Here is a 9,280-nt window from a genome sequence, read left to right on the forward strand (position 1 = left end):
AGCGATGCTTGATCTCCAGCCCCCCCAGCGTCCCGCGCACCACAACGGCGTGGTCCTCGGTCTTGAGCGTAAGATCCCGTACACGTTCGTGCGTGATGGTCCCGTTCTCGGTGGCCCGTGTGAGCCGGTAGACATATGGCGCGTCCGACCAGACCAGCCCATCCGCAACCGTCACCAGCCGCATGCGGAGGCGACCGTCCTGCCCGTACACCTCCAACTTCAACTCCTGATTCGTCAACGCGTGTTTACGCATATATATTCCTTCCTCAAGTTTTCGTTAAGATGCGCCGTCACCCAGTGTGATCGTCTGGTTTCCCTCATGCAGATCCAGCGTCTGAGTCCCCCATCGGAAGGAACCGGAAAGACCGGCCGGCAGGGTTACTTCCGCCATGCCGTGATGTTCTGAAATGGCAATCTTGACGGAAATATCTCCCTTGGGGTGCGGCATCGTGCCGGATACGTTGCGCAGCGGGCCCAATACGGGGGTGATCAGCACGGTCTCGAAACCACACGTCGCCGGACGAATACCCAGGATGGAGCTCAACATGTGGAAGAGCGGGTGCGCGCTCCAGGCATGGCAATCGGATCGGCCTTCGATGCCACCCTCGGGAAACGTGTGGAATCCGGCATCCAGAAAACGACGCCACACGTGAAAGCGTGTATGCAGTTCGTTGCCTGCCCCGATCTGACGCAAGGCAAGGCAAATATAGTGACTGAAATAGGAGCCGGCGCGTAAAAGCCTGGTATCGCCAACCAAGGCTTGCTGAACCAAGGCTTGCACAGGCACGGACAACCTTTCTGTGAGCAGGGCGAGCGCCTGCGTATGTTCTGAAAAGGACTGGTGCGCAAGATCGTCAGCGAGCGCCTGGCGCTGCGGGTCCCAGAAGATTTGTTCACACGCGACGGTCAAGGCGGCGGCGCGGTGCTCGGCGAGGGCGGCGCGGTGAGTGTCCCCGAGCCATTGGGAAAGATCGCGAAGCGCATTCAAGGCCAGAATCACCTGCCAGTTGATCACGCCACTCACTCCGCCACGAAAAGCTCCCGGAGGCTCCCCGCCTTTGAACGCCACTGCGTCCACATAGTTCCACCCGGCGGGAGATTCCACCAATCCGTCGTCACGTTGCAGCAGGAGAAAGTGGTCTAGTATCCACCACCCCATCGGCATCAGTTCTTTTACAAACCGCCGGTTGCCGCGCCAGAGCGCGTAATCGTGCAACATGCAGATCCACCAGAGCGCGAAGGGCGGTATGATCTGTATCTTCCGGCTGGGATAATTGCTGGCAGGAAAAGGAGATGCGCCGGTCATGCTGTGTCGAAAGATTTCCAGCGCCTTCTCGGGCAGGCGCGCATCGTGGCTGGTGACATAGGTTAAGAGCGCCTGGATTCGCGTATCGCCGACATACTGCAACTGCTCCCAATAGGGGCAATCCATGTAGGTTTCATGGGCGCACGCCTGCAGGGTGCGATAGCAGACTGGCGCTATGGCGTTTAGGATCTCATCATTACTTTGGAAGCGTGATTCGTCCACCAGGGGATATCCGGTTTCCAGCAGATTAAAGCCATGGATGATCAAAGGGGCGGCGGCCGTGGTCACCGTAATCTGCACCCACCGTCCCGCCTGCCACCATAACGGTTCGTAGGAGACCCGGCCCACGGTGTTCCTCGGACAGAACTGGTCTGCGGTTCCCACGAAGAACAACCCGTCGACCGTGCGGCGCTCACTTGGCGCAATTGGCGCATCCGGTTTTGTCGAAAGCCGCTCTGCCCAGGCCACCGAGATCTCCGAACCTTCCCCGCCTTCCGTGGTCAGGGCATAATACGCGCAGAAGTAATCCCGCAGGTCGATCAGGACGCGGCGTGACGTATGCGGCGGCACATGCAGACCGGACGCACGACCCTCCAGCATAGCCTGCCATTGCTTCGCTTCCGCACGGATCGTGTTGCCCAGCTTCAGCGGTTCCGCTGCATCCGGCGCTGGAGACACCAAGACTACCGCTGCGCCGCCGCGCTTCTCCAGGCGCATGGCTGGAAGGCGGGCCGGATGAAGAACCCAGGTCTGCGGTGATGCGCCCTGCCAGAACGCGTTATTGCCGGGAAGTAGCTGGTGTACCCCGGACCATGGGATTTGGTCACACTCCAGGACATCCGCCCAGGAGGCGCCTTCATAACGGACGCGTGCGCCGCAACCGATGTTTTGTCCGATTTGCTGCGTGGGATCCAAAAAGGCGACAGTCTTCAGGACGCGGCTTTCCCACGGCGCCAGCCCGGTGCTGATTTGGTCCGTGAACGGTGCCTCCGCTGCCAACAGAAAACCCGGCTGCGCGGACGCCTGTGCCCAGGAGGGATTCTCGGGCAGATACCAGGTGATGGCTCCCAGCGTGTGCGGCCCTTCGCTCACCGAGATTTCGTATGTCTCGTAGAACCATTGGCGCATGCACCCCCGCTCGCTTCCCAGCCCGATCCGCCGGCCATCGAGATAGAGCCAGTAGCGCTGGTCCGCCGTGACAAACACGCGCAGGGGCACCGTCTTTTCACAGGAAAAACGCAACCGATAGGCCGTTACATGATTGACGCCGCGTACACAGTCGTTCGATGCAATCCACGTGGCTGGCCAGGCTTCACGCTGATGATATCCGGGCGCCGAGGGTAAAGACGGAAACGGGTGGACGGAGGTATCCAGTCGTTTGATCGCGCTACTGTTATTCACGGATCTACTCCCTGATTAGGATTGTGCCGGCGCAAGCTCTGGATTCCGGGTGGGATCGCGGCGGCAAATCGAGAAGAGCACGAACAGACCGGGTATCATCAGCATACGCAGGTAGAGACTCACACATTTACGCGCACGCCGATATATGTAACACGGGTGATGCACACGGGTCAAGCTGGGAAGCCAAACCCTCCAATCGCATCCCAGTGCCAAACGACGGAAACTTGACACCCATCGGTGCCTATGACACACTTTTCCGCTCACCACGCCGGGGGATGAAGATCTATCCGTCGTTCCACGGACGTCTGTTCGCACAAGGGGTGTTGCGTGTCTTCATTTGTTCGTCACGATCCATGGGGTCGCGGTCAGCCGCTGGAGTTCCACTATCGCAGCCGAAACCCGTTCGGCACGTTGATCGCACTGGCGGGCCGATCCGGCTGGTACTACGTGTGGCCGCTGGCGGCTTTTGTTGCCAAGCAGTCGCCCGTGTGGGTGATCCCGATTCTGGTTGCCCATGGCATTGACACGCTGTCTGACCCGGTGCGGCATCCGTTGCATAATCTTCTGGTATTAGCCAGTTTCACGCTTCTGCTGATTGCCCAGAACGTGCCCATGCACACCTACTTCATTCACCTCGTCAGCTCGATCATCAGACGGATGGAGCAGCGGTTACGCATGGCGCTGGTGATACGGCTGCAGCAACTCTCCATTGATTTCCACGACACGACGGAGACCGGGCGGCTGCAGGCCAAGGTGTTGCGCGATGTTGAGCAGATCCAGATGATGAGCATGTATTTGTGCGAGAGCGTCACGAATGGAGCAACCACCATCGTTTTTGCGCTGTGCTTGACCGCCACCAAGGAACCCTTGATGCTGCTGGTCTATCTTGTGCTGGTGCCGTTGTCCACGCTTCTGATCCGTTATTTCAAGAGATCCATCCGCGAGCGGAACCAGGATTTTCGCGCCAGCATGGAGGCCACCTCGGCGGAAGTGGCCCAGATGCTGGACATGATACCGGTCACCCGGGCGCATGGTCTGGAGGAGTCCGCCATCAACCGGTTTCAGCAGGAGATTGACCTTCTGCTTCAGCGGGGTGTGCATCTGGACCGGTTGAATGCGATCTTTGCCTCTTCCACATGGGTGACGTTCCAGGTGACAACGATTCTGGGGTTTTGCGTGACGTTCTGGTTGTGTCGGGCGGGCCGTATCAGCGTGGGCGATGTCGTGCTCTATCAGGCGCTGCTCACGCAGATCGTCAATTCCATCGGCATCTTTACCAATGTGTACCCGCAAGTGGCCAAGGGGGCGGAATCCATCCGATCCATCGGTGAGGTCTTGGAGTGCCCCGATCTCGAACTGAACGAGGGCAAGCAGCCGGTGACGGGCGTTGCCGGTGCGATCACGTTTGATCGCGTCGATTACCGCTATCCAAACGCCAAGGCCCCGGCGCTGAAGGCGTTTTCGTTGGATGTGGCGGCCGGGGACTGTGTGGCGTTTGTCGGGCCGTCGGGCGCGGGTAAGTCGACGGTCATGGGACTCGCCATCGGGTTCCGGCGGCCGACGGCCGGACGCATTCTGCTGGATGGATCGGACATGCAATCGCTGGACATGCGTCAGTATCGCCGCTTGATATCGGTAGTTCCGCAACAGACGTATCTGTTCCGGGGCACGATCCGCGAAAATATCACTTTTGGCCTGGATACGGTCGACCGGAAGAGGCTCGACGAAGTTGTGGAAATGACGCATGTGTCGGAATTCATCCGAAACCTGCCTGCCGGTCTCGACACGCCGGTTGGCGAGGGCGGATCCACGTTGTCGGGCGGACAGCGCCAGAGAATCGCCATTGCGCGGGCGATGATCCGCGACCCGCGTGTGATCATCTTCGACGAAGCCACCACCGCGCTCGATGCCGAGTCCGAGAATCTGGTGCAGGATGCGATTTACCGGATGATTCAGGGACGCACGACGTTTATCGTCGCCCACCGCCTGTCCACCGTGCGCAAGGCAGGCAAGATCGTGTTTCTCCGATCCGGCCAAATCGTCGAACAGGGCCGCTACGACGAACTCATGGCGCAACGCGGCGAGTTTTTCAGACTGAACGAACTGGCGGGCTAGCCCGACGAACACAGGAGACAGACCATGTCCACATGCACGCTGATTGGAAGCGCGATTCCGAACCTTCCCTGGGAAGAGAGGCCGGCCGGCCAGACCGACCCGATCTGGCGTTCTGCCAGAAATCCGATTATTCCGCGCAACTTCATCCCCCAGGCTGATCGCATCTACAATAGCGCGGCCGTGCCGTTTAAGGACGGCTTTGCCGGTGTGTTTCGCGTCGATGATCGGACGAAAATCTACCGCCTGCATAAAGGCTTCAGCCCGGATGGCATCCACTGGAAGATTGACCATGATCCGATGACCTTTATACAAAACGACCCGGATCTGGAAAAATACGACTCCGGTTATGATCCCCGCGTGGTGTGGATTGACGACCGCTATTACGTGACCTGGTGCAACCGGTTTCATGGGCCGACGATTGGTATGGCCTACACGTTCGATTTCCAGACGTTTCATTTTATCGAAAACGCCTTTTTGCCGTTCAATCGCAATGGCGTTCTTTTCCCCCGGAAAATCAACGGCCATTACGCCATGCTGAGCCGACCCAGCGACAACAGCCACACGCCCTTCGGTGATATTTTCTACAGCCAGAGCCCGGACCTGCTGTATTGGGGCGCGCATCGGTGGGTCATGGGCCCTGTGCGGGGATGGCAGAGCACAAAGATCGGGCCGGGGCCCATTCCGATTGAGACGTCAGCCGGGTGGTTGATGATCTATCACGGCGTCCAGGGATCCTGCAATGGCTTTATTTACAGCATGGGCGTTGCCTTGCTGGACCTCGACAAACCCTGGAAGGTCATCGCGCGCAGCACCCCATATTTAATGGGCCCGGAAACGCTTTATGAAGTGACCGGCCATGTGCCCAACGTTTGCTTCCCCTGCGCGGCCCTGGCCGATTCCAACACCGGACGCATTGCGATCTACTACGGAGCCGCCGACACGGTTGTCGGGTTGGCCTACACAACGTTGGACGCTTTGATGGAGTTCATGGAGTTGTGACGGCGTCGGAAAGAAGGCATGAAGCCAACGAACGTTCAACCGGCCAAGCGCCGTTTCGTCGTGGCCACCACCGCGTTGACGCTGCTTGCCGTGGCAGGCGGACAGTCCGTCCTCGCGGAAGCCGAAGAATCTCGAGGTGCCGTGGTGGCCAATGACGATCTGAATATCTTGCGGGAGCGGATTCTGAAGCCGCTCTTGGAACCGGTTCCTGAGGAAACGGTTCGCACGTTCATGGATGCCTTACAGTCGGATGGCCGTTGGCCGGACATCGACTATAAAGACCATAACACGGCCCTCTGGAAGGCGGCCTATCATCTCAGCAACGTCACCACATTGGCGCGTGCGTTGCAGTCCCCCGAGTCAGGGCTACACGGTGACGAATCTCTGCGCAGCGCGGTTCTGCGCAGCCTCGACTACTGGCTGAGCCGCGACTTCCAGAGCTCGAACTGGTGGTGGAATAAGATTGGCGTGCCGCGCAATCTGTTACCCACCGTCTTGCTGATCGAACACGATCTCTCTGCCGAGCAGCGCAGCCGTGCCTCAAAGATTCTCCGCCGTGCGGGGATCGGCATGACCGGCCAGAACCTGGTATGGGTTGCCGAGATCACAGCGGGCCTGGGTATCCTGGAGAACGACCCGAAGCTGGTTGCAACGGCCTATCAGAGGATCGCCGACGAAATAAAAATCTCTACTCGCGAGGGGATCCAGCCCGACTTCAGCTTTCACCAACACGGCCCCTGCCTCTACAACCACGGCTACGGTGCCGCCTTCGCCAGGGACTGCTCCAGGATCGCCACCCAAGTCACTGGCACACGGTTTGCCTTCCCGTCCGAGACCATCGCTCTGCTGAGCAGCCTGATCCTGGATGGCAGCCAATGGATGACGCGGGGCAGCGTCACCGACTTCGGTGGCGAAGGTCGGGAGATCACGCGCAAGGGACAAAACGCCCATTATCTGAGCACAGCCGCCCAGAACATGCTCCTGCTTCCCACCGGACGCGAAATGGAGTTTCGCGACTTGGAGGCCCGAGCGGCGGGACAGCCCGCCCCGCCGCTGGTCGGCAACCGGCACTTCTGGCGATCGGATTTCATGACGCATCACCGGCCCGGCTTCTACACCTCCGCCCGCATGTTCTCCAGCCGGGTCGCCAACACGGATGGGGCCTACAATAGCGAGGGACTCAAAAGCCACCACATCGCCGATGGCTGCAATCTGCTGCTGCGTTCGGGGCTCGAATATCAAGACATCTTCCCGGTCTGGGATTGGCAGAAAATCCCCGGAACCACCGTCGAGCAGCGTGCGGAGCTGTCCGGCTCGCCCATGCGAATGGGCAAAACGAGCTTTGTCGGCGGGGTCTCGGACGGTGAGCATGGGCTGGCCGCGTGCGATTGGGAACGGGACGGGCTGTCGGCCCGCAAGAGCTGGTTCTTCTTCGACGACGCATACGCCTGCCTCGGCGCAGGGATCACGTGCGATTCGGACGGCCCCGTGGTGACGACGCTGAACCAGTGCAACCGGGTCGGAGACGTCTGGGTCGCCCAAGACCGCCGCGTGCGGAAGCTGGGCAGCGAAACCAACCGGCTCGACGCCCCCGGGTGGATCTGGCACGACGAGGTGGGCTACGTCCTGCTCGAACCCGGGTCGATTCACCTCCACAACGGCCCACAGCAGGGAAGCTGGCGGGAGATCAACCACCGGTATTCCAAGGAACCCGTCGTTCGCGATGTGTTCAGCGCATGGATTGACCATGGTACCCGCCCGCAGAACGTGACGTATGCGTACCTCGTGGTGCCGGGCCTCACAACCGATGCCCTCGCACAATACGTCGCGCACGCCCCGGTCACGATCCTCAGCAACGCCCCCACCCTGCAAGCCGTTTGGCACGAGCGACTCCGCACGGCCGGACTGGCCTTTTATGTGGCGGGCAAAGTCGAAATTCGGCAGGGATTGACAGTCGCCGTGAACAAGCCGTGCCTGGTCCTGCTCACGGAGGCTCCGGAGAAGCTGCTCCTCTCGGTCTCGAACCCCATGAACAAGCCGGTCACGGTTCAACTGGAGGTCAGCCGATTGGTTGAAGGCGAACAGGTCGCAGTCCTCAACGACCCACAGCGTTCCCGAATCACGTTTCTGCTGCCAGGCGGAACGGACGCAGGAAAGAGCGTGTCGCGAGCCTACGCAATACGGTAGCGTACGGGTGAAAGCGACGAGGAAACGGCCTAGCAACCCGTACCCGGATACTTTCGGGCGGGGGCGGCTGAGGATTACGGCTGTTGCGTTTCGATGCACATGACAGGAATCACGGGCGCTGGCGCCTGGGCTGGCAGGGTGAACGTCACGCTGTCCGTCGCCTGTTTGAACGGCACCTCCGCACGCGCGGGATCGGCCAGGAAATAGACCTTCGTGATCGGCGTCGCTATGGCCGGCAGGCGAAATGAGGGTCCGGGCCATTTCAGGAAATGGATATAAACTTTCCCTGGCTTGACCGTGCAACGCCAATTCTGTGCCTTGACCGCTGCCTGTTGCTTGCCGCCTGACTCGGATTTGGGCTGCCCGAGTTCCGCTCCGAACAAGGTGGGTGCCGCACCGTGGATGGCTTCACCATTCACCTTCATCCAGGCGCCCACGGCGGTCAGGCGCTCGATGCTCGGTCCGGGAATCTCGCCCTCGGCCGTGGGGCCGACGTTCAACAGGTAATTGCCGTTCTTGCTGACAATATCGATTAAATTTTGAATCAACACGTCGGACGACTTCCAGTACTCGTCGCTCTTCTTGAATCCCCAGGATTTGTTAATCGTCATGCACACTTCGAACACATTCGACCCCTTCTCGCCGGGAATGAACTGCTCCGGCGTGCCGTAATCGCCGTAGCCCAGTCGGTTGTTGACCACGCATCCGGGCTGGAGTTCGTGAATCATATCCACGATTTCCCGGGCATGCAGCAACTTTGCGCGATCCACGTTGCTGAAGGAGCCGCCGCCATCAAACCACACCGTGCCGATCGGACCGTAGTTGGTGAGCAACTCGCGCACCTGGCCCTTCATGAAGTCCGCGTATTTCTCGATGTCGGCGTCTTTCTTGGGCTGGCCGTGAAACCGGGCCTGGCTGTAGATCGCCGGGCATTCGGGATGATGCCAGTCAATGATCGAGTAATAGACGCAGAAGCGGATCCGGCACTTCACGAGAATCTGTGGGTGGTAGTTGATTAAGAAAGGCGCATCCGGTTATCCTTCTTGTACACAAAACAGAGGAGGATAAACGACACCGGATGCGCGTAGAAACTTTACTAAACCACATGGAGCACTACAAGGGCTTTGTGTACGAGTCTTGCGAATTGGGTGTGATTTTGTTTCGTTGAAGATCAAGCGGCAGAGCGTAGGTGCGCGAGTATGGCGCTGATGCAGATGGCGTTTTTGTGTCGCCAGTGCATGCCCGCCTGTTTGCACCGTCTGACGACCAGGA

General features: G+C 59.6%; 6 protein-coding genes. 3 read left to right on the top strand and 3 right to left on the bottom strand.

The window, feature by feature from the left end; genetic code table 11:
* Together FJ222_10445 and FJ222_10450 are read right to left on the bottom strand one after the other, a co-directional pair.
* The coding region (locus tag FJ222_10445; protein ID MBM4164840.1) for a hypothetical protein at positions 1–253 on the bottom strand (253 nt) is incomplete at its 3' end.
* Between the two features lie 24 nt (positions 254–277).
* Positions 278–2,512 carry an alpha-L-rhamnosidase gene (locus tag FJ222_10450; protein ID MBM4164841.1) on the bottom strand — a complete coding sequence of 745 codons (2,235 nt, stop codon included), beginning with the start codon at positions 2,510–2,512 and terminating at the stop codon, positions 278–280.
* Positions 2,513–3,034: 522 nt separating this feature from the next.
* Here FJ222_10450 and FJ222_10455 point away from each other — a divergent pair.
* From FJ222_10455 to FJ222_10465, 3 genes are read left to right on the top strand one after another with little or no spacing between them, the layout of a single operon-like run.
* Positions 3,035–4,822, top strand: coding sequence for an ABC transporter ATP-binding protein (locus FJ222_10455; GenBank protein ID MBM4164842.1), 1,788 nt, complete (start codon positions 3,035–3,037; stop codon positions 4,820–4,822).
* 24 nt (positions 4,823–4,846) lie between these two features.
* Positions 4,847–5,821: a glycosidase gene (locus tag FJ222_10460; protein ID MBM4164843.1), complete on the top strand. Its 975-nt coding sequence runs from the start codon at positions 4,847–4,849 to the stop codon at positions 5,819–5,821.
* Positions 5,822–5,839: 18 nt separating this feature from the next.
* A complete protein-coding gene (locus FJ222_10465; protein MBM4164844.1) occupies positions 5,840–8,008 on the top strand; it encodes a polysaccharide lyase 8 family protein in 2,169 nt (722 codons plus the stop codon).
* A gap of 74 nt (positions 8,009–8,082) precedes the next feature.
* Here the strand turns inward: FJ222_10465 and FJ222_10470 are convergent, their stop codons facing one another.
* On the bottom strand, positions 8,083–9,024 hold the full coding sequence (locus tag FJ222_10470; protein ID MBM4164845.1) for a hypothetical protein: 942 nt from the start codon (positions 9,022–9,024) through the stop codon (positions 8,083–8,085).
* Positions 9,025–9,280: the final 256 nt, after the last annotated feature.

The sequence above is a fragment of the Lentisphaerota bacterium genome, assembly GCA_016873675.1.
GTDB lineage: Bacteria > Verrucomicrobiota > Kiritimatiellia > RFP12 > JAAYNR01 > VGWG01.